Annotated in this window: 15 protein-coding genes; all 15 read right to left on the bottom strand. The window is 45.9% G+C overall.

The window, feature by feature from the left end:
- Positions 1-10: 10 nt before the first annotated feature.
- Positions 11-1,633: a Tn7-like element transposition protein TnsE gene (locus tag AC1TPC_RS24615; RefSeq protein ID WP_482069381.1), complete on the bottom strand. Its 1,623-nt coding sequence runs from the start codon at positions 1,631-1,633 to the stop codon at positions 11-13.
- On the bottom strand, positions 1,621-3,396 hold the full coding sequence (locus tag AC1TPC_RS24610) for a TnsD family Tn7-like transposition protein (protein ID WP_482069380.1): 1,776 nt from the start codon (positions 3,394-3,396) through the stop codon (positions 1,621-1,623). The genes AC1TPC_RS24615 and AC1TPC_RS24610 overlap by 13 nt, the downstream gene beginning before the upstream one ends.
- Positions 3,393-4,706, bottom strand: coding sequence for an ATP-binding protein (locus AC1TPC_RS24605; protein WP_482069379.1), 1,314 nt, complete (start codon positions 4,704-4,706; stop codon positions 3,393-3,395). The genes AC1TPC_RS24610 and AC1TPC_RS24605 overlap by 4 nt, the downstream gene beginning before the upstream one ends.
- Before the next feature lie 368 nt (positions 4,707-5,074).
- Complete coding sequence (locus AC1TPC_RS24600; protein WP_482069378.1) at positions 5,075-7,270, bottom strand: Mu transposase C-terminal domain-containing protein; 2,196 nt, start codon at positions 7,268-7,270, stop codon at positions 5,075-5,077.
- A 5-nt stretch (positions 7,271-7,275) separates the two neighbouring features.
- Positions 7,276-8,100, bottom strand: a complete 825-nt coding sequence (locus tag AC1TPC_RS24595) for a TnsA endonuclease N-terminal domain-containing protein (protein ID WP_482069377.1) — start codon at positions 8,098-8,100, stop codon at positions 7,276-7,278.
- Positions 8,101-8,374: 274 nt separating this feature from the next.
- Positions 8,375-10,207 carry a glutamine--fructose-6-phosphate transaminase (isomerizing) gene (gene glmS, locus AC1TPC_RS24590; RefSeq protein WP_482069376.1) on the bottom strand — a complete coding sequence of 611 codons (1,833 nt, stop codon included), beginning with the start codon at positions 10,205-10,207 and terminating at the stop codon, positions 8,375-8,377.
- A gap of 231 nt (positions 10,208-10,438) precedes the next feature.
- Positions 10,439-10,570, bottom strand: a complete 132-nt coding sequence (locus AC1TPC_RS24585) for a hypothetical protein (protein WP_482069375.1) — start codon at positions 10,568-10,570, stop codon at positions 10,439-10,441.
- Positions 10,571-10,771: 201 nt separating this feature from the next.
- Positions 10,772-12,112: a phosphoglucosamine mutase gene (gene glmM / locus AC1TPC_RS24580; protein ID WP_482069374.1), complete on the bottom strand. Its 1,341-nt coding sequence runs from the start codon at positions 12,110-12,112 to the stop codon at positions 10,772-10,774.
- Positions 12,113-12,175: 63 nt separating this feature from the next.
- The gene (locus AC1TPC_RS24575; protein WP_482069373.1) at positions 12,176-13,576 is read right to left on the bottom strand and encodes a CdaR family protein; all 1,401 of its coding nucleotides are present in this window, start codon (positions 13,574-13,576) and stop codon (positions 12,176-12,178) included.
- A complete protein-coding gene (gene cdaA / locus AC1TPC_RS24570) occupies positions 13,569-14,411 on the bottom strand; it encodes a diadenylate cyclase CdaA (RefSeq protein WP_482069372.1) in 843 nt (280 codons plus the stop codon). Before cdaA ends, AC1TPC_RS24575 begins: the two co-directional genes overlap by 8 nt.
- A gap of 142 nt (positions 14,412-14,553) precedes the next feature.
- A complete protein-coding gene (locus tag AC1TPC_RS24565) occupies positions 14,554-15,192 on the bottom strand; it encodes a zf-HC2 domain-containing protein (protein ID WP_482069371.1) in 639 nt (212 codons plus the stop codon).
- 123 nt (positions 15,193-15,315) lie between these two features.
- Positions 15,316-15,882 carry an RNA polymerase sigma factor SigW gene (gene sigW / locus AC1TPC_RS24560; protein ID WP_482069370.1) on the bottom strand — a complete coding sequence of 189 codons (567 nt, stop codon included), beginning with the start codon at positions 15,880-15,882 and terminating at the stop codon, positions 15,316-15,318.
- Between the two features lie 571 nt (positions 15,883-16,453).
- Positions 16,454-17,611, bottom strand: a complete 1,158-nt coding sequence (locus AC1TPC_RS24555) for a S1C family serine protease (protein ID WP_482069369.1) — start codon at positions 17,609-17,611, stop codon at positions 16,454-16,456.
- A 312-nt stretch (positions 17,612-17,923) separates the two neighbouring features.
- Complete coding sequence (locus AC1TPC_RS24550; protein ID WP_482069368.1) at positions 17,924-18,568, bottom strand: class I SAM-dependent methyltransferase; 645 nt, start codon at positions 18,566-18,568, stop codon at positions 17,924-17,926.
- 193 nt (positions 18,569-18,761) lie between these two features.
- Complete coding sequence (gene ppc / locus AC1TPC_RS24545; RefSeq protein WP_482069367.1) at positions 18,762-21,566, bottom strand: phosphoenolpyruvate carboxylase; 2,805 nt, start codon at positions 21,564-21,566, stop codon at positions 18,762-18,764.
- Positions 21,567-21,849: the final 283 nt, after the last annotated feature.

Here is a 21,849-nt window from a genome sequence, read left to right as displayed (position 1 = left end):
ATACTTTTTATTAAATAATTAGTCCATATAGCTTTTCATTGATTTTTATCACCCAATCTTTTAAAGTATTATTCCTGTAATGCTTAACCTTCACAATTCCAATGGTGTTTCTTTGATTTAAAAACCCCTGATCCCAGTGACCACCTCTATGTACCAACCCTTCCAAGAGATACTTGATTTCATTTTCTATTTTCTTAAGTGACAACTCTTTTAATGGATTGAGAATTAGCGTCGAAATTGACCAATCATCTGGTCTAGCAACCTCAACTATGTATTTGGTGCTAACAACATTCGAAACCTGAACAATCGCACAGGTCCGTCGAGCTCCATTGGGACAAATTGAGAACCGCTTGCCTGGAGGTAATCGGACTACAGACATCCGAATAGAATACGAAGTCATCTCCTTTAGCATACTTATCATCTTAAAGAAGTCTTCTAAGCCAATTGCTTCTGAAACTGGAACCATCTCTAACGTTTGAAAATCAATGGGCGGCGTATCTCCACCTACGATTGAATCCTGCACGCTCACTTCCTTTGCATCCCCTGAAGATTTGCCACCTTTACCAGAGTTAACAATAACATCGTTGCCTGTATTCGTTGGCCTCACGCTTTTTTTCCGAGTCCTAACTACTGGAAAATTAATAAACTTCATGTAGGTAGGAGGGGCCTCAAACACATCCTGATTGGTATCTTCTTTTGCATTTTCACTTTCATCATTAATAACAATGTCGTCATTTTTACTACGAGACGTTATCCTTAGCCGTTTTTCACCGAAAACAGACTCCTGTCGCTTCTTGGAATGATGCCAGAATTCAATTTCATTGGCCGGATGTGTAAATCCCCCAAAACCAATAATCTCTTTAACCAAAATTGTATTTAAAAACTTTTCGCCTCGAATAGTCATTTCAATTGGGCCTGTCGGTGGCAACTCTACACTAAGAGGAATGCCTCTCCTTAACGTAATGGAAGGATTTATAGGCGATCCATTTACGGCTTGACTAAACAAAATTCGATATACAGAATCCCACATAGCTTTTATTTTAAAGTCCAAATAGATCCATGACATGTGACGAGCATTGCTTTCCGTAGCCATTGTATTAGGAACACGGTTTCCCAATTGAAAGTGAAGAACATTTCTTTCAAACTCACACTTGTCAATAAGTTGTTCCAAGCCATGTGGCTCTAGTAAAGAATTAGCTAATAGTCTTGAATTAATAAACATTGCTCTAAGAAGCTCCATAACAGGAATACAAAATGTTAAGTCCCTTATAGAATATTGAATGATATTTTGCGTACCAAGCTCAGGATTCTTGCCAAAATCAATAAGACACTTTGGTAGTTTAAAGGAATTTACAATCACTCCTGAATCTAGAGAAGGTATTGTGAAGTTATAGGCTGATCCACTCATCGGGCGAACCTGATTCAAGTTACCATTTGTATAGATCTGACCTATTCTTAGGAGTGGAATCTTTCCCCATGAGCGAGAAAGAATTTTCAGATCACCGGAAGCTCTTCTAAAAGCAATACGAAATCTCCAATCTCCCTTATAATCCGTGTAAGGCGAACCAAACCAAAACAATTCGACATCTTCATTATCCAGAAATGGCCATGGTCGAAACTCTATTGAACCCACTGTGCTGTCACCTCATTTATGTCTTCCAATGTATGCAATCCATAGCCGTTATAGCGTTCAAGCGCTGCGGACACAGTTTGTGAATATCCCGGCTTTAAACCAGCTTTCCTTACAAGTTTCCATCGTTTGATAGGAAATTCATCTATCATTTGTTCCGAAGCCCATTTAACTCTTCGAATTTGAAATTGTTCCACTGACTCCAGATAGTTCGACAGGATTCCTATTGTGACAGGAAGCTTCTCTTTATGTTTCTCAAGCAACGACAGTCTTCCAATACGCTTGCCTATTGAGGCAATTGTGATTCGAACAGGCTTAGTTTCCCTTTCTTCAAGCAGCTTTTCACAAGTAACTTCAATTTCCCAGCTTAGTTCGAGATCACGTTTTTCCCAATCTATCCGTTCATAACCTGCGGTAAGCTCTTTTCTTCGCTGTCTCACTTTTATATGTTTTTGAAATGGTGGAGATTCTTCTTGACTTTCTTTCTGAATTACCGATTTATAATGTATGTATTTAATAACTGTTTTCGTATCCACTCCTAGCTTCTTAGCAGTAGCACGATAAGATAAACCATTTTGCGTATAATCCTCTAGTTGATTCATCCAAACAGGACCAAATGCTTTAATGCGGCCAATGCGCAGGCGATCCTCAATAGACTGATCCGGTCCTCTTCTTGAATATGAAAAACCACATCTGCATGTAAATGTGCCAACCGGATTACCTGTGACCGTGCAACGAGTAATCCGTATACCTTCAATAATAGATTCTCTGTAATGATCCGTAGTCTTATTGAGACATGGCCACGGACCTTCTCCGAAAGGGGAGTAGGCTGTCTTCATTTGCCCCAAGAAAATCGAGAAAGATCCAAATAGAAAGTGTATCAGCAATAGTTGTCTCAAAGGATGAACGGCCCTACGAGCTTTCCTAGCTGCCACTGCCAGCCATGAATAATCCTCCCCATACATCATGCAATCCAGCATTTCAAGTAATTCCTGACTGTAATAGCCAATGATTTGTTCTATAAGTTTACGTTGCCGAATGTGTTTACCTGGCGTCAAACAACCTCGTTCGTTTAATTTATGAAGTAAAGACTCACGGAGATTATAGAGTTCAAGCGGCCTTCCTATGCTTATAAGCCGCTGAACATCCAGAGCAATGTCAAACAACTTTAATAAAAGTTTGTCTGGTAAATTCTTCTGAATCGGCTCCGACTTAAACAAATATCTGGAAATAGGCAGCACTGTTAAACCGTGTCGCTCAGCTACAGGATAAATTATTAGATGCAATACAACACAGTGGAACGGACAAACCAATACACCAGCAATCTGATGGATGCGATGCCAGTAAGGTTCACCAAAACGTTTAATATCCAATTCATAACAATCAGGACAAAACTTCAATTCATTGCTACGGTCAATCGTGCTCGCCGTAATACCAACTAACGTATGAATACCTGAACCATCTTTGCTTTTCATCAGTTGTTTCAGTCGTTTGCTGCGTTCAATCGGAAGAAAGGGCGCATAGAACGGATATAGCGTATGCTCATCAATCCACTGATCGGAAGACATTCCTGTTTGTGAACTCCGCTCGGTGACATCATCCAAGTGACTGGGAAGATCCAATGTTGGAATAACACTTTCCGAACCATATACTTCTCTTAGCGTCCATTTTGGACTTGAGTTGTTCATACGTAGGTGATAGCGAGTGATTACGCCATACAACAATTCATCCGGATAGGGGAGAGGCAAGCTACCATATTCGTTCATTTAATCACCACCTCGCCAAGAAACTCCAAAGGATTTTTAATATATCCAGCAGCCTTAAGTGAATCGTAAGCTGATAGCTTCTTCTTTTTCCCTTGGGTCACAATTACTCGCAAATCATGAGGTGCTGTCGGTAACACCTTAGGCATACGTTTACTACGTTGTGCTGCTGCTTCACTCGTTACTTTCCTCTGCTTCTGTAATGCGAGCTTTAGCGCCTCTTTGTGAAGATCAACGACATCCAACTCATGCAAATGTGCTTTTGTAACCTCTTTTGCAGACTGTAATGCAACCGACTGTTCAACGCCTGCATCTATTAGCCAAGCGCTTATTTCATTCACAGTCTGCTCGGTGACATCATAGCCAAGCTCAGTACGTATCACTTCTAATCTTTCAGCTTGCCGTTGTTCAGCTTCAATCCGATCCAGGTAATCATCCACAGAAACACTATCGTAAATATCAGCAAACATCTGAATTTGCTTCTTCTTACCCGAACGTAATGCCTCCAGAGCAGGCTTAATTAAGATGAGACGATCCTTTGCAACAGATCGAATTAGTTCCGGTGTAATATGCTCGATATCCTTGTCCAACGCTCGCCATTGCGTCAACATAAACAGCTTTATTGCAACGTCAGAAATACCTTGAGATTCGTCGAACATAACATCTACAAACTCCTGAGTTAAATCGACCTTCTTGTCTGTCCACTGATACTTCCACAAGCCTTGCAGCAGCCATTCCCACTCATCATCTTTCTTAAAGTGATGCCATGTAGCATCCCCTTGACCGCTGTTACGCCGCGCATTTCGGAATTCACCATTTAGTGCCGGGAGCGCTTTGTATGTGCCTACAAGAATGACCGGCAATCCAATTGTATTTACCAATTGAACGAAGAAGTTCAACATTTGAGCTGCGCGATCATCTTTTGCTTCTTGCAGGTTTTGAATCTCATCAATGACCAATACACCAAGACAATGAACCGCAGCAGCCTGTGCCATAATTGGGAGCAGCTCATCCGGAGTTTTAGTCGCATTCTTTTTGTAATATCTAGTGCCGACCAAACTATCAACCGCCAGTAGAAAATTCAAACATAACCCTCTAATAGAACCATCATGCGGACAATCCATTTTCAACCATACAATTTGATAGGGAGCAGGCATATCTTGCTCTTTATATTTGCGGTGCAAGATGACTTGCGGATACATTTGCAAAATCCGCATCAGACTGCTGGATTTTCCAATTCCAGATATACCGACTAGAGCAAATCCAGCTGAGGTAGGGGTATTGACCGGGTATCCGTTTGTATTCCCTTTCATAATGAGCTCATACGCGTCTTTACGGGCTCTAAATGCATAATTAGGGGTTAGTGGATTTCACCCCACATAGCCGTCTCTAATCAGTCTAGAGAGGCTTTGCTGCAATTCTAAATGTCTGGATAGCGGCCGAAAGAAATCCCTTGAAATCCTCTGAACGCAATGCATGCGAAGATGAACCGGCAAATTACGTTCTGAAGGATTAAAAATCGGACTTGAAGACAGGCTTTTCACTACTGTTTGATCATCCCAGATAGGTGGGAGTGCTTCTAGTAATGGATTATTCCTATAATCCTCCAATAAAGGATCTTGGTAGTCCGCTTCTACAAACTCACCGCGACTGAACTGAAACAACGGGATATCAAACTCACTCATTCTTCATCACCATCTTCCTGCAAATACGCTTTTATTTTCGATAGCTTATCTGCAGGAGGGATATACGTTTGTTTTTTCTCAGCAGCATCATCGCGTTTTAAAGGAACTACATTATTGGTTAAGTCATTCGACGCAGCACCTTGATCGGATAACTGAAAAGCTTCATGTTTGCGGTTTTCAAGTTTTTCATTGGTACGACGCTGTCTGGTTCCTTTCACACGTTGATTATTACTTTCTTCGCTTTGTTGAATGGCTTCATTCGTTTTCTTAGCTGCCATTTCAACAATTGCCTTCGTTTGAGCATCAAGCTCGATTTTGGACAGCATATTATTCACATCCTGATACCTTCCTTGGTATCTCTCAATCTCTAACAGATCTTCTACTTCCTCAAATCTTTTATTAAGATATCTTTCTTCCCGCTCAAGAAGTGTACATGTTTCGAATTGGTGCCCCTTATCCAGCCATAAATAAATTTCATTAGTAGAACGCGGGTCGTAACATACCTTTACCCTCCACGTTTTGCCTGCTCTTGCCTTTATAAACCACTGCTCTCGCATCGCTAATTCACATCCGTAATGCACGCCCTTGAACTGAATTCCTGCAGCAGTAACGGTAGCTTCACCTTGAAGCATTAGGTTCAACTTTAAGATATGCTCCGGCAGTTTTTTCAGACGCCCATTACGATTAACAATCCCCCAATGCCACAAATCCCTCGGGATAGGCGTAACCTCATCAGCCACCATGAATTCGTTCCGGTCATACCACAACATATGATGATCATTATTATGATAAAGAATGTTATGGATCATAATCTGAGTAAACTCACGAAGGGTCAGCTTTGCATCCAAGCGATAATCCCGTTCTCCACGCTCTCTATAACGTTCTTTAATTGCTCCAGGAATAAATCGTATGCTTCGCAGATTCGTTAATCGGAACTGTTGCTCAACAATTCCTTTCCAATCTGCCCGATAAGGAGGAGCATTTTCTATATCAACGCCCAGAACATCAATCAGTTGGCTTGGCTTGGTTCCTTCAAGTTCCCCGCGGTCTGCCGTTAGTTTTTGCGGTAAATGACTGCTCACCCAATCCTCCGGATCAATTTCAATACCATATTGTGCGCAGAACTTTACCTTGTCGGTTGTCGTATTGGCCAATGCCATCATTGCACCGATCCAGCTTGGTCCTTCAAGGCCAATGTATATTCCTGCAATGTATCTACTAAAAACATCGATAACAATGTAAATAATGGGGCGACCAATAATCCATTCACGTCGATATTCACTGACCAAATAAACATCCGCTACTGTTGCATCTATTTGAAATCTGGAACCAGGACCAAAGCTTTCATAAGTAGAACTACCGAGAATGGGGCGATAATCTAATGCAAATCTCTTCTTACCTAGTCTGCTTTTAAGCGTATCCTCCAGATCCATTTCTTTTTTGAACCAATACTTGTATTGTCCGAAGGTTGGCAACTGATCTGGAGAAGGAAGTACAGGTACGACTGCCTGTCCGCTTTGACGAAAACCGGATGCAAAGAATTTTTCAAGTGTCTTCTGATAGGCATGCTTGAGTGGAGATTTATCCTTATTGTTGTAAAACAACCGAATACCTGATCTCAGCAATTGTTTGATATCCTCATCAATATTGATCCCAACAGGTTCATCTTCAAATTTTCTTGGACGGCCACGTTTAGTTTCCTTAGGTGTTCTATCATTTCCGAGGCTGCCGCAATTATTAAAATGGGGCAATAATGCATTTTTCATCTTGCCACCTTGCCAATATCTACGCAAATAACGATAGATCGTACTTTTATGAAGTCCTGTACGTTCTTGTACTTCCTTGATGCGAGATCCCCTAAAGCCCTTCTCAAAACAACTTGGCTCATCATGCACTATATCCTTAATAGCATCCCATGATTTATCACGAATATTTATATGTTCACTATCAATATTAGAATCTAATAGGGGAACATTATCATTAACCCAATCAATCTGTTTTAACAGTTCTGCTTCAAAGCCTGCTATATACTCAGAGTAAGTTTTCATAATAGGGAAAGCTTTTTCATCGCCCATCGCAATACTAAAAAGAATATCTTCGACAGGTGAAATCCATACTATACGTTCTACAAAACGATCCTCAGAATCAGACATCTTCCATTCCACAACCATATTTTCATAGAGTGATTGCATGTCTTTCAACCACCTTTCGCTAGTTTCTCTATTGCTGCATTTATCATGAAGTCTCTCACTGCATTCGTTGGAATGATTCTTTCATTCATATTTACAGACCATATTTTACGTGCTAAAAGATGACGAAAAAGTGCCAAAGACGTTCCTAGCTCTAATCCAAGTTGTTCGTCACAGAATGAACAAGCTCTGGAAATAGCCTCACCGGAATTCAGACGGGTTGAAAGCATTCGCTGTAAATTATTGATAACGAATCCTCCTAATTCAGAGACGTCATCGTTGTGGTACTCTTTATGAATCCATTCAATATTCCTAATTAGAACATCCGGCAAGTCTTGATCGGTGATAATTCCCCAGTCTACATGCCTTTCTTCCCAGTAAACGCGCTCTATTTCAAATTTTGCGATTGTTCGCTCATTTTCTAATTCCGAAAATGGCTTAAGCGTTCTTGCGTAGTGCTTATCCTTATATGTAATAAGAAAGTCAGTTGTCATTACAATGTCCACGCCTGTTTTCGGATCAGCAGGGTGCTTTACGCCTATTTTTTCTGCTATCAACTTAGTTTCTTCCAACGGAAGCAGAGGGAACTGCTCACGAATATCCGACACATTATCTGAATAATCCAATAGATAGCAATAATCACGTTCTATATCTGAAAGAAGCTCATGCCTTCTGCCCGTTGTCCAGCCTACACCACGAGTGGCTCTGCCATCCGAGGGAACATCCTGAATCCGAAGCCATGGAAGATAATCTTTGCCTGTTCCCTGACCTCTTCCTTCTCTAATAAAGCGATCTATCTTTGCTTCAGTGATCTCCCGTTTCCGTTTGGCCATTACGAACCACCCCCAAAATGAAATTCAAAAAAAATGAGGCCACCCGAAGGCAGCCTCAAATAGAGTCATGTTGTTTATTCTGGATGTCGATTCTGTAGACAGTAGTAGAGCTCCTAGTAGCAGTATGGCCAATTCCGTCAGTCTAATACTTTATTTTCCCAGTCTACAACTTTATTTTCTCAGTCTAATACTTTATTTTCCTAGTCTAATACTTTATTTTTCAGTCTAACACTTTATTTTCTTTTGACAAATGTTTCCCCTACCCCCAACCCCCCTACTCCACCGTAACACTCTTAGCCAAATTCCGCGGTTTATCCACATCATGCTCCAAAGCAAGCGAAGCATAGTAGGAGATCAACTGCAGCGGTATAACCGACAGCGCCGGTGACAGGATCGGCAGCGTCTTCGGAATGGCGAATAGCTCGTCGACGGACTTCATGACTTCGTCTTCCGTGCCTACGTTTGCGATACCAAGGACATGAGCGCCGCGCGCTTTAACTTCCTTGATGTTGCTAAGCGTTTTCTCGTACAGCTCTTCTTGCGTTACAAGAGCGATAACGGGAATACCTTCCTCGATAAGCGCCAACGTTCCATGTTTCAGCTCTCCAGCCGCATAGGCCTCGGAGTGAATATACGAAATTTCCTTCAGCTTTAGCGAACCTTCTTGTGCGACAGCATAGTCAACGCCGCGGCCGATGAAGAACAGGTGCTTGTGGTGCGAGATCGATTCAGCAACCTGCTTAAGCACAGCCGCTTGCTCTAGAATGCTCTCTACCTGAGCAGGCAGCTCATGCATAGCATCGATGACTTCGGCAATATAAGAAGCCTCTTTCGTCTCAAGCGTGCCAGCGAGGTGCAAGCCAAATAGGTAAAAGGCGATCAGCTGCGATGTGTATGCTTTTGTCGAAGCAACCGCAATTTCAAGACCAGCCCAAGTAATAAGTACATGGTCTGCCTCACGAGCTACCGAGCTTCCTACTACGTTCGTAATGGCTAGCACGCGAGCGCCGTTGCGCTGAGCTTCACGCAGAGCTGCTAGCGTATCAGCCGTTTCGCCAGATTGGCTTACAACGATGACCAGCGTATCTGGTGTTACTATTGGCGAGCGGTAACGGTATTCGGATGCAACATCCGTCTCTACCGGGATGCGTGCAAGCGATTCAATGACCGATTTGCCGACAAGACCTGCATGGTAAGCCGTACCGCATGCCACGATCTGTACTTTGCGAATCGATTTAATATATTCAGCTGTCATACCCAGCTCTTTGAGCTCAACAGATTTGCCGTCTTCGGAAATACGGCTCATCATCGTATCGCGATACGCTCTTGGCTGCTCATGGATTTCCTTCAGCATGAAGTGATCAAATCCGGCTTTCTCCGCCGTTACCAGATCCCAATCGACATGAAATATTTCCTTGGAAATAGTTTCGCCTTCAGTCGTCATCACTTCGACAGCATCGCGTGTCAGGATTGCCATTTCGCCGTCGTTCAAAATGTATACGTTGCGAGTATGCTCCAAAATGGCCGGAATATCCGAGCCGATGAAGTTTTCACCTTCACCTACACCGATGACGAGCGGGCTTGCAAAGCGAACAGCTACAAGACGCTCAGGTTCAAACTCCGTCAATACGCCAAGCGCAAACGCTCCACGCATACGCTTAACCGCGCGTTGAACGGCTTCCACGATATTACCGTTATATTCATCAGCAACAAGATGGGAGATGACCTCCGTATCCGTCTCCGATACGAAAATATGCCCCTTTTGCATTAATTCTTCCTTCAAATTCAAATAGTTCTCAATGATCCCGTTATGAACAACGGAAAATTTCGCCGTGTTGTCCGTATGCGGATGCGAGTTCACATCAGATGGTTTACCGTGCGTTGCCCAGCGAGTATGGCCAATTCCGACAGAGCCTTCAAGCGGCTCCTCGCGCAGCAAGCCTTCAAGATTCGCCAAACGACCTTTGGACTTCGTAATTTCCAGCCCGTTTTTCGTGAAGACAGCGATACCAGCGGAATCATAACCCCGGTACTCCAGCTTCTTCAATCCTTCGAGCAAAATGTCCTGAGAGTCGCGTTTACCAATATATCCTACAATTCCACACATAATTTAATAGGCCTCCGATAAGGTTATTTTCCCGTCCTTGTCGGATGCCTGCCAATGTGTGGCACAGGCAATATGAAGTTGTCACAGATCAGTTCCCATTATTGCGGAAAATGTAACCCCTTTGCCCGTGCCCACCCCACTGGTGGCATCTTGGACATACGGGAGTAATCGATAATTGCATAAAAAATAAGCAGCCTGCTGCACGATTGTATGACCGGTCGCCCGGCCGTTTTACGCAACAGCTTTCGGTTGGCTTGCAAATACCGGAAGGTCCCCGCCGAATGTTTCGAACACCTTCACCTCGTCAGCTTCCCGTATGAACACCCGCTTCAAGCTCATCTTCCCAGCTTTACAACGAGTCATTCATCACGCAAGCTCTGGCGCTTAACTTGCTTAAATTACCTCTATCCTCGCTTTCCTTCTAGAATCATACTACCTATCATATTCATTTTCTGGCGGCCGTGCAACCATTCCATGAAAATAACCAAGCTCATTTTCCAAAATAGTGCAGCAAAAGCCTGTCAGCAACAAGATCCGACAAGCTTTCGACACCATATTGAATCATTAACCTAGTTCACTTTTAACGACATCAGCAATTTGTGCCACGTAAGCCTCGACCTGCTCCTTCTCCGGCCCTTCCGCCATTACGCGTATCAAGGATTCCGTACCCGATGGACGAACAAGCACGCGGCCGTTATCGCCAAGCTCAAGCTCTACGCGCTTAACCGCTTCCTCGATAGCTGCATTGCCTTGGTATAAGCTTTTGTCCGCGACACGAACGTTAACGAGCTTTTGCGGATATTTACGCATAAGTTCTTTAAGCTCGCTTATTTTTTTGCCAGAAGCTGCTAGTGTATCAACAAGCTGCAGTGCTGTCAGAATACCGTCGCCTGTCGTAATATGATCTAGGAAAATAACATGGCCGGATTGCTCTCCGCCAAGGTTGAAGCCGCCGCGGCGCATTTCTTCCATCACGTAACGGTCACCTACTGCCGTCTGCGCGGTTTTCAGACCGATACGCTCCGCGCCTTTGAAGAAGCCGATGTTGGCCATAACTGTCGTTACGATCGTATCTTCCTTAAGCTTGCCGGCCCGCTTCATCGCATCGCCAATAATGCACAAAATAAAGTCGCCGTCCACCTCTTCGCCTTTCTCGTCAATCGCAATCAACCGATCGGCATCCCCGTCAAAAGAAAGCCCAATATCCGCGCCATGCTGAAGTACCTGCTCACGCAAATATTCGGGATGCGTCGAACCGACGCCTGCATTAATATTCAATCCATCCGGCTCTGCGCCTACCGTAATAATCTCCGCACCAAGCTCGCGGAACACGGAAGGAGCCAGCTCATAGGCGGAGCCGTTCGCGCAGTCGAGTACGATTTTCATGCCGCTGAAATCGCCCTTGATCGTTGTTTTCAAATAGTCCAAATAACGCTGCTTAGCACCTTTATCGCTTGATACCGCTCCGATATCGCCACCCTCAGGGCGTGGCAGCTCATCTGTAAGTGCATCAATCAATCGTTCGATTTCGAGCTCGGTATCATCCGATAATTTAAAGCCGTCGCCAGCGAAAAATTTAATGCCGTTATCCTCTACAGGATTATGCGATGCGGATATCATAACGCCCGCGTCCGCGTTTAATTCACGTGTAATGTAAGCAACTGCAGGCGTAGAAATGACGCCAAGACGCACTACGCTTGCACCTATCGACAATAATCCTGCGATTAGCGCTGATTCCAGCATCGGACCGGAAATACGCGTATCCAAGCCGATAACGACCTTAGGCTTCTTAGCCTTATGTGTCAAAACATAGCCGCCACAGCGGCCGATCTTGTAAGCCAGTTCTGGTGTAAGCTCGCGATTGGCTACGCCCCGCACACCATCAGTACCGAAATATTTCCCCATAGTTAAAAATGCTCCTTTGTAATATGCTGCGTTCTTTATAATATGGTCATTCTGTTTGATTGTCTAAGGATTCGTATTTGTTGGGCTGCCTCCTGCGCTTCCGCCGCCATTGCCGTTCTCCTCACCGGTTTCTGGCGGCGGAGGCGTAGAGGCTGGAGGCTCCTCTGTCGGAGTTCCTCCAACTTCCTCTGCGTTGTCTTGCTCGGACCCTGTAGCTGCATCGTCGATAATTTCGATGGACACGGTCAATGTCTGCCCTTCAGTAAGAACCGTTGACACATAAGCAGGCACATCGACCTGAAGCGTTACGACATGCAAGCCTGGCGCCAGTCCCTCTGTATTTGCAATAATCGATATAGCCTCTGCCTTAAGCGAGGACAGCACCGATTCTGCTCCACTGACGGTCAAATCAAATTTGCCGTCCGCTGGAGTACGAATAATAGCAGATGTACCGCTTGCCAGCCCCTCAATCTTGACAGGCAATCCATAAAAGGTTCGCGTAATATTAGGCGCTACAACAACCTCGAGCGTTACTTCGTCTGGATCAATCGATTTGATGCCATCGATTGGCACCGTCTTCACCTGTATGCTGCCTGACTGCTTCACCTTCGATAGGTCGAGTACGACGCCATCATAGACCTTGAGTTCATCTATCGCCTTCTGTTCCCCGTACACGGTCACCTGATCGATCGCCGGCTTAACGGACACTAGACTTAGCCCATCAGGCAATGTGCCGGTATAACGAACTTGCAAAGGCAGCTTTTTGAATGGCGGCGTTACCTTCACCTCGACATGCACCGTTTCTGGTAAAATGATTGCATTCGTCATTTCTATGCCGTCTGTATCATATACGAGAACTTTAGCTTTTTTGTTCACAACGGTTTTATCCGCGCCCTCGATGTTAATCTCCGTCGTTACCAGCCCGACTCTGCTCATATCATCCTTAGGCAGCGTAACCTGAACGGCTGGCGTTGGCGCTACGATTGTTGATGCCCCCACTACATATCCATCCGCAGGATTTCCTTCGGTAACGACCTGAAGCTCGAATGGCTTCGTCAATATCTCCTCGATTTGCACCATAACGGTACGCGGCGACATATCGACGAGCTGAATCCCTCTAGGCAAGTCTACGGTCAAGGGGAGCTCCTGCATGCCTGCTTTCGCACCTTTCAAGTCCACCTTTACCACATAATCATCCAGCGAGGAATTTTTGAGCAGATCGGTAAGCCGTCCCTGTACATTAAGCCTTACAACAGTAGGCTCCATGGCGGAAAGTATATACTTGTCGGTATCCAGGCCCTCTGTTGTAATAACAGATGCTTCTATTGTCTTTGTATCCACATTTGTTGTTGTTACCGATTTCGGCGAGGTGTCCGGGTCAATATGAACGACGGCCCAGAGCAGGATGGCAACGATAACGGAAATGATTTTGAGCGCGGTAGGGTGATTAAGCCATTTATCCATTACGGCCTCCTTTCCGCTTCCAAAGCGACGACACTGTAACGCGTTCCTTCATGCGTCCGTTCGTCTTGGGCGTCAGCTCATCGAATAGCTTGGAAATTAACGACTCCTCTTTAATATCCCGCACGATCATGCCCCCGAGGGATAAGGATATTTGTCCCGTTTCTTCCGATACGGTAACCGATATAGCATCCGTTACCTCGCTTACCCCAATAGCGGCGCGGTGGCGGGTACCAAGCTCTTTGCTTATAAAAGGATTCTCCGAAAGGGGCAAGTAACAGCCTGCCGCCATAATTTGATTGGAGCGAATAATGACCGCACCGTCATGAAGCGGTGTGTTCGGCGTGAAAATATTAATAAGCAGCTCCGATGTTATTTTCGACTCCATTCGGATACCTGATTCAATCAATTCACTAAGACCCGTGCTGCGCTCGAATACGATCAGCGCTCCGATCTTGCGCTCTGCCATAAAACGAACAGCTTTAATGACACCGTCAATTTGCTCATTAACGACATCTCGGTCAAGTGAATAGGCTCGCGCAAACAGATTCCCGCGTCCCAGCTGCTCAAGCACCCGCCTGAGCTCCGGCTGGAATATAATGAGCACACTCAATATACCTAATGTAAACATCTGATTCATAAGCCATTTCAGCGTATACAAATTAAACCAGGTACTTAGCGCCCATACCGCAACGAGTATAAATATCCCTTTCAACAGCTGAACCGCTCGGGTTCCGCGCACGAGCAAAATGATTTTATACATGATAAAACTGACTATGCCAACATCGATGATGTCCTTTAACCAGTCATGCCAAGTCGAATCCGTGAAATAACTCATTTACCCAACCCCCAACAGCCGATCCCCTTATTCTTGTCTATATTGGTTTTCAACTTTATTATTTTCTAGAAGTGGGATTGGAAATCCTTTTTTTCAAAAAAAATAAAAAAAAGCCTCCCTGCGAGAGGGAGGCAAGCATCCATTAACGGGTGTTTCCGCCAAAAGTTTGCGTCACCTTATACCAGAACCAGTCGAGCGCTTGATCAATGGTTCTGCTTTGCCCCGCAATATGACCAGTGGAAGCTAAGTTCAGAGTGCCGTCGATTACGGTAACGTTGCCGTCTACCTCGCCCTTTACATTAGCAATTCCGTTTTCTACCGTCAAGTTTCCCGTTAAATGGGCACCTTCCGGCACGATTACTGTGTTTCCTTCTATAATGACCTGCTGAAGATCCTCGCCTGCTACGATAAGCTTGGTGTCCTCTTCCCACATGGTAAAGAAGCTTCCCAGCATAACGAGTACAAATACGGCAGCAGCGGTCACACCCGGGTAGCGATAAATAAAGCGTACGATCCGGTTCATCTGCTTGCTCTGTTTCTTCGGCAGCTGCTGCATAATCCGCTGCGTTAATAGCTCCGATGCCTTCTTGTCATATTCCGCGGCAGGCTTAATCGCTTCTACAGTATGGAACACCGCGGCGTCCGTCTTCTGGAGCTGTTCAAACCGACTGCGACAAGCCGGACAGGAAAGCAAATGAGATTTTAACGTAAGGATATCTTCTACGGGCAGCTCGCCGTCCAAATAGTCATGCATCCATACGATGGCGACGTTGCAATTCATAGCAGCCAGTCCTTTCTTTCAATTGCTCGCGCATTAAGTTCTTTTCTCGCTATTAGGATACGTAGCTAAAGAGGGGATGTTTCACTTTTTTTCGAAATCAAAAAAGTTAGGCATCGGCTCATCCTACAATTTGTGCTCGAGCTTCTTCCGAAGAAACTCCCTGCCGCGGTGAACGCGCGTCTTAATCGTCGTTACGGGCATGTCCAGCACGTCGCCAATCTCCTGCAACGAAAGGTCCTTCATATAGCGAAGCGTCATTACGCTCTTATATTTCGGGGGGAGCGATGCGATAGCTGCATGAATAATTTGCTGCGTATCCGATAGCAGCAGCTCCGATTCCGGAGTCCGATTATCGCTGGGAATCATCGAATAGCCATCCAGTCCTTCATGCTCGGTCGACTCGGCGTCAAGCGAGTAAGTCGGCTTGCGCTTACGCAGCCGATCGATGCACAGGTTCGTGGCGATCCTGTAAATCCATGTCGAAAATTTTAACGTATCATCGTATCTATCCAGATTTTTGTACACTCGTAGAAAGGTGTCCTGAACGACATCCTCCGCCTCCTGGCGGCTGTTTAACATCCGATATGCCATATGAAAGAGCTTATCTTGATAGAGGTCTACAAGTTCAGCAAATGCCTGCTGATCGCCTTTGAGCGCAAGTCGCGCCAGGCGTGCTTCCAATACATTCACCTTAACTCCTCCAGACCTTCCGTTCGTTCCGACTGCAAACTGCTTGTGAGAAACAAAAACAAACTGTATGTAACGCCGATACCAGGCTTTATAAGACCTGCTGCGATATCAATCTCTATGAAACGATTCTGTTCGAACAAACTGGAAGCGGGCAGCGTACCTGCCATAACGTCATAAATCGCAAAATTCTGCTGATGTAAAGTCCAATATTTAATCCTTAAGCACTCTAAAAAAAATCGTAATCCACATGAACTGAAAAAGCAAGACAATTGAGAATAAAGCAACCAATTTCTTCAAAATTAATGAATGAAATACGTTTATTAGACAAAAGCCAAATATGCCCAACACAGCGCTAATGATTCATCACCAACAAGATTTAAGTCGATGTATAGCTGCCGACCTCCCGTGCGTACTAATCATTTTGCCCATTATAAACGTTTGACACAGTGCCAACAATCGACTTAAGGCTAGTTGACGCTTCGACTTCCGCCTAGTATCCACTGTATTTCATGAAAAAAGGTCTAGAAGCATGCGGCTCCCAAACCTTCTGTTCGTCATATTTCGTTTAACCTTACAAAGTATTTGTTTTCAATTTGTCCAGCACCTGATTGATGGTCGTTGTCGGGATGGCGAAGCCGATACCCTGTGCCTCTGCATTAACAGCGGTGTTGATGCCAATGACCTCGCCATGCTCGTTAAGGAGAGGTCCGCCGGAGTTCCCCGGATTGATGGAAGCGTCCGTTTGCAGCAAATGCTTGTATTCATGCTCGCCTTGCTCATCGGCAATGGTAATCGGACGCTCCTTCGAACTCAGCACGCCCATCGTAAGCGTTTGGTCGAAGCCATATGGGTTGCCGATCGCAATAACCCAGTCGCCGATTTGAGTTTCATCAGAGCTGCCAAGCTTGAGGGATGGGAACGCTTTGCCGTCCGGGCTCTCCACCTTCAGAACCGCTAAGTCCAGCTCGTAGCTCGAGCCAAGCACCTTTGCTGTCAGCGGCTCGTCGTATCCTTGAACGGTTACCTTAACTTCCTTCGCATCCGCAATGACATGCTCGTTAGTTAAAATGAATCCGTCCTGTTCAAAGAAAAATCCGGTTCCCGAGCCGGCAAGCTGCAGCTGCGGGCTGTTTTCCTCCTGCTGCTGCTGCCCGTCAATGCCGGATTGATCATCGCCAAAAAACTGACGGAAGCTCGGGTCATCGAACATCGAGGATGAGCGAGCCGGCTCAGCGTAATTTTCAATTTTCACCACGGCTGGACTTGCTGCTTCATAGATAGAAGCGATATCATCGCTCGTACTGAGCGAAGCGGTAGATAAACCGGCATCCTGCTGTGCTGAGTTGCTTACTATGCTCGGGCCGCTGCTTTGCTGCGCCTGCCCGCTTCCGCTGAACAGATTATTTTTATCCGCCAGATAAGAGAAGCCGCCGATGACGATCGCACCGATCAGAAACGATGCAATCAACGTTTTTGCCGAACCTCCTGCCGAGCGTTTTCTGCGCTTTCCTCCGTCTTCGTCCGGCATACGCCTATCCATTTGAATTCCAAGCTCCTTCTCGTAAGAGGCTCTAAGGTCATTTGTTGATTTGCTAGATTCATAGACATAAGTAGTAACGGAAGCTGGATTATGCTGGTCCGACTGGTCCGACTGGTTCGATGTATGGGAAGTATTTGTCGCTGTATAAGTATCGTTGTTCGCATTCGCGCCTTTGTTTTCCTCGTTCATTGCAATCATCCTCTCTAATGCAGGTGGGTGTCTTTCCTATGTACCTATCATGCAGGATATACCTTAAACGAAACTTAAGCGGGCTATAAATGAACATAAGAAAATAGAGCTAAGGATGATAAGCTCATGCCAATCGTCTTCATTGCAACTTTTGCAACTAAAAACGTTGCTTAGCCTCTCAGAATCGGCCCTATTTTGAATAACTGTATGCGGAACTTTACTATTTTCGTCAAAATAACCCTGCACAGCATAACGCAGCCTTACTCCAGCAGTGCTCATTTGCCAAAGACCAGTACCCGATAATGCTCTGCTTTAGGTGGGTTCCTTTCTCGCATGCATCAGCCAGACATAACGATTAAGCTGTTGAAAAGAAACCGCGAGGCCATAGTCCTTGCATATCTTTTCGAGAACGTCCAGCGTCGTATAGTATTCGCTTTGCAAATCATGAAGCAATTTCAAATACCCTGCTTGCTCTGCATCGGATTCAAATTGCTTACGAGCTTCTTCGTTCCGAAAGACAGTATCCGCGAAAATAATTTGTCCGCCCGCTCCAAGCAGCGTGCTGTAGCAAGCGATAGCCTGCTCCTTCTCCGCATCGGTCAAATGATGGAAGGCATACGTGCTCACGATGGTATCCAGCTGATCCGGAATCAACGGAAACTGGAGGAAGTCACCGTCTAGAAGCACCGCTTCAAAGCCTCTCTTCTCAAATTTCCCCCGCATCCCAACCGACGGCTCTACGGCATACACGCTAGCACCCCGCTTAAGTAACTTCTCAGTCAAATTGCCTGTTCCCGCTCCAAACTCAAGAACTGTACCATAGGCACGCTCAGCTACCGCATCGAGGATGGCATCATAGCCTTGAAATGCTTCCATGTATTCCTTATCCTGCCCCTGCACCGTAAGCTCATAATGATCTGCCCAGTCGTCAAATAGATCGATAAATTCTCTCCCCATCGCCTCGCACATCCCTTCAAAAGGTTAATCCCAACCAATTGCATGGAATTAAACGTGTTTATCTTCAGCATATGATGGTTGGTCAAGAACGGCGACAGGACCGCTACTTCTAGCGCAAAAAAAAAGCCAGCCACGGTGTACACCATGACTGGCTTTGCGATAGGACATGCTCGCCAAGCGGCAAGCTTGTTTGTTAGCCTGTATTCCGTAGGCCGGCTGCAATTCCGTTGATCGTGAGAAGCACCTCGCGGAGCAGCTCCGGATCATCCTCTTCATTATCACGAAGTGCGCGAAGCTCGGTTAGGAGCTGCACTTGCATGTAGCTGAGCGGATCAACGTACGGATTGCGCAAACGGATCGACTCTTGGATGACAGGAACGTTATCCAAAATTTCCGTTTGGCCTGTGATGCTTAGAATAAGCTCAGACGTCAGCTTGTATTCTTGCTCAATCTGCTCAAAAATACGATCGCGGATCGTCTTGTCATTAATCATATCCGCATATTCCTTCGCGATGACTAAATCTGCTTTAGCCAGAGCCATTTGCAGGTTATCGATAAGGGAGCGGAAGAACGGGAACTTCTCGTACATCGTACGAAGCGTTTCGAGATTACTCTCGTTCTGGTCTATATACTGCTTAAACGCGGTACCCGCAGCATACCAAGCTGGCAGCAAGTAACGGCTTTGCGTCCACGCGAACACCCAAGGAATTGCACGCAAATCCTCAAAGCGATCGCTGTTTTTGCGCTTGGACGGACGAGAACCGATGTTCAGCTCGCCAACCTCAGGCAGCGGTGTCGACTCTTTGAAATACGTCAAGAAATCCGGATCGCGGAAAATAAGATCCTGATACTTCTCAAGCGCAGTCTCGGAAATCGATCGTGCAATATCATCCCACTCGGCTTCTGCTTGCGGAGCCTGCTCTGGATATTTCGCCAGACGAGCCGCCGTAATAAGCGCCCAAGTGGCTTGCTCCAAGCTGCGATAAGCGATGCCTTGCATCGAATAACGAGAGGAAAGAACCTCGCCTTGCTCGGTAATTTTGATGCCGCCGCCAACCGTGTGTGGCGGCTGTGCAAGAATACTGCGGTTAAGCGGCATTCCGCCGCGGCCAAGCGCTCCGCCGCGACCATGGAAAAATTTCAATTTTACATTGTACTCTTTGCCCGCAGCCGTAATGTCATTAAGCGCTACGCGCAGCTCCCAGTTCGCTGTAACCACGCCGCCGTCTTTGTTGCTGTCGGAGTAGCCGAGCATAATTTCGTGCAGATTGCCGCGAGCTTCTACCGCTTGACGGTAGATCGGCATTTCAAACAGCTGCTTCATAATAGCAGGTGCTGCATGCAGATCGTCGATGGTTTCAAATAGCGGTACCGATTGCAGCGTACAGCGGATCGAACCGTCGGATTCCTTGCGGAATAGGCCAACTTCCTTCGCGAACACCATAACCTCAAGCATGTCGCTTGCTGCTTCCGTCATACTAATCAAGTAGCTAGAGATACAATTAACGCCAAATTCTTGCTGCGCACGGTAAATCGTATGATAGACGTTCAAGCATTCACGCGTGGATTCCGTGTAATCCAGATGGCCCGAAGTAAGCGGCCTTGGATCGTTGAGGAGCTGGTGAAGCAGGTCTGTCTTCTCTTCTTCCGAAAGTGATGCATAATCCGCAACCACATTCATTTTCGCCAAAATTTCGGACATCGCATTCTCATGCTCTTGGCTGTGCTGACGAACGTCAAGCGCCATCAAGTGGAAGCCAAACAGCTCTACCTGACGAACTAGCTTAGCCAGCGCCGTATCTGCTACATAATCTGCATAATGATGACGCAAGCTGCGATCGATAACAAGCAAGTCCTCACGAAGCTCCTCAGGATGGTTATACCGCATTTGCGAGCCTTTAAGCGACTCATCGCGCGTATTTGCCAGCTTCTCCAGCATAAAGCCAAGCTTGATGCGGTAAGGCTCCTTCGTATTTCTCCACAAATCAACGCATTTCAGCTCAACATGCTCGCGGTCCGAACGAAGCGATTCCACAAGCTCGTCTGATACCTCAACCAGGTTTGTGCTGAAGCTGAGCAGATCCATAAGTTCGCCAAGCTTCTCTTCGTACTTCTGAATCGCCAGCTGGCGGTGCAGCGTCAGCGTCTCCCAAGTTACCTTCGCCGTTACGGATGGATTACCGTCGCGGTCTCCACCGATCCATGAGCCGAAGCGCAAGTAATCCGGCACATGCCAGTTCTCATCCGGGTAATATTTGCTCAGGCAGCGCTCCAGCTCTTCATAAACGTTAGGGAGCACCTCGAACAACGTTTCATCAAAATAGTACAAGCCGTTACGAACTTCGTCGATAACGGTTGGCTTGCGGTCGCGCAGCTCATCGGTCTGCCACAAAATAAGAACCTCATTCATGAGCTTCTCACGCAACTTCTCGCGCTCGCGGTACGTCAATGTTGGGTTATCAAGCTCCATCACATCAACGGCAATCCGTTTATGAATATCAAGCACCGCACGACGAGTCGCCTCAGTCGGGTGTGCTGTCATGACGAGCTCAAGCGAAATATTGCTCAAAATATCTCGAACATCTTCGATCGCGATATCGCGTTCCTTCAAGTCCTGAACAGCACTCTCGATAGAGCCGCGCTGCACGGCTTCGCCGGCAGAAACCTCATAATCGCGTTTCCGTCTAATCCGGTGATTTTGCTCGGCAATATTAACGAGCTGAAAGTAGATTGCAAACGCTCTGATGACTTGATGACGAATTTCCGGGTTTAGAGAAGATACGTTTTCTTTGAATTGATCGAATAACTCCGGTACAAATTCAGCGCGGAGCGCTTTGCTTTGCTCCCGAATCCGTTCCACGATATCAAGCAGCTCGCGGCCGCCTTGATGCACGAGAACCTCGCCGAGAATGTTGCCTAGAAAGCGGACATCGCGTCGCAGCAAATTGTTAGCCTGCTGCCGGTTTGTCGTCAAAGTAGATGCAGATTGATCCGACATACTGTTCCTCCTAAATTTTTGCGAAGCAAAGATCGCTCCGTAAGCATTTACTTGTTTTGCGAAGCAAAAATCGCTTCGGAAGCTTGCATGTACAACATGAACGTTTTTTGACTTCTACCATCATACTACAAAATCCTACAGGGATGAAGCCCTAAAGCCAATACTCACAAAATCGGAGCGGCCCCATCCCTACTGGGAGCCCGCTTCTTCTCAAAACCTATTCATACGGTAAATTATCCCTATCAGCATTTGATGAAACAGGTTTTGAAAAAAAAGACCGCAA

The sequence above is a fragment of the Paenibacillus sp. Y280 genome, from assembly GCF_056786335.1.
Note: the sequence above shows the minus strand (reverse complement) of the source record. Positions and strands in the feature narration are given on the sequence as shown.